The 1395-nt window shown below is 45.6% G+C and carries 3 protein-coding genes; all 3 read right to left on the reverse strand.

The window, feature by feature from the left end; genetic code table 11:
- On the reverse strand, nt 1–217 hold a 217-nt coding region (locus OP495_RS17845; protein WP_280571121.1), incomplete at its 3' end, for a hypothetical protein.
- A 250-nt stretch (nt 218–467) separates the two neighbouring features.
- Nucleotides 468–929, reverse strand: coding sequence for a hypothetical protein (locus tag OP495_RS17850; protein WP_280571122.1), 462 nt, complete (start codon nt 927–929; stop codon nt 468–470).
- 2 nt (nt 930–931) lie between these two features.
- Nucleotides 932–1219, reverse strand: a complete 288-nt coding sequence (locus tag OP495_RS17855) for a hypothetical protein (protein ID WP_280571123.1) — start codon at nt 1217–1219, stop codon at nt 932–934.
- Between the last annotated feature and the right edge of the window lie 176 nt (nt 1220–1395).

A 1395-nucleotide genomic window follows, 5' to 3' on the forward strand; every position in this document is an offset into this window, starting at 1 on the left:
CATTTTTTTCAATATTTCGAGCACGCCGTATCCCTTCTTGTTTTGTTGCGCCCCGTTTTGCTTCCATGAATCCATTCATTGCGGCCATAGGAGCTGTTCGACAGAATTTTTCAGGTGAACTGATATTGATTGGCCGATCGCTACTAGCTGCACTCTCGGTGGCGACAAAAGCTGCGAAAAATGCGATAGTGACAAGTGCTCTATATCGGTTTTTCATTGAGCTCCCTATCCTAAAGGTTGCTTTTCGGGAAGCGGATGATTGGTTATCCGCCCCCAGAATAATTTGGGTCGATACTTTTTTTCTCTTTATTGCACCGTCTGGCACTGGTGGCTTAAAGTTGCGTCTTCTTCCCCGTGATTATTGCGGGCATCGCTTTTCTCCTTCTTGGGAGTTATCGATGCGTGTCCACTAAACCGGGGGAAGTCCACGGTCGGCTTCACCCACTGGTTATGAATCACTAATAGGCTCAAAGCTCGCTGCGGCCTATAGCATTGCGCTCTTTCTCGGAAAGCATACTAATTAAGTGCGCATACTTTTCTTTGACCAAAGACGTCGGAGAATTTTTAGCTAATGCGCGCAGCTTTTCCGCAAGGGATAGTCGTTCTTCATCAGAGTGACCAAGAATGTAAGGGTTAACGACCACATACCCATCTACATCCTTTCTAAAATTGGCGATCAAGTGGTCTGTAATGTCACTCCGGTGGTCATTAGCTAAGTTCCTAAGAACCCTATTCAATCGCGACGAAACGATAACTCTGGATATCCGAGAAACCTCTGATTCCAAGCGATATGCATTGTTGAATGCAGGACCAATTAACTCATTTTCATTCCAGTAGATTTCCCCAAATTCAATGGCGCCACGAATGGTGTATCCATATTTTATGGCAGTGGTCCAGACCTCTGAAACATTTTCCAACAACGCTTCCAAACCTAAAAAAGATCTCCAACAATAAGATCTGGCTCGAAACCAAAACCAATTGTGATGCTGTCAGAGACCGTATTCACGCGACACACATACTGCCGGGAATACGGTGATTGTTCTGTATCATCATCTTGTGCTTCGAAAACTGGAATCGAGGACTTGATGGCCATAATTTTGTCTAGCGGATTGGAGTTCGTTGCTTTCCAGTTAGACAAAATGTCTTGTGAAAAACCGAGAATATCGAGAAAGCAAACGTAGCCTATCCCACTAAATCTTTTAGTATTGCCTAGCAACACCAGATGCTCCCCCGTAAAATATAACGCCTTAGCTCACCTGCCGCTATGGAGCGCTAGCGGAATAGCGGTCAGGTGCAGCGCGTTGTTATGCAAATTGTTCTACGACTGTAGACAGACTTTGCGGTTTTTGGAACTGTGGTAGTGCACTAACGGCAAACCATAGTGCGGGCGCCGCC

Source organism: Chromohalobacter sp. 296-RDG (genome assembly GCF_029889885.1).
GTDB lineage: Bacteria > Pseudomonadota > Gammaproteobacteria > Pseudomonadales > Halomonadaceae > Chromohalobacter.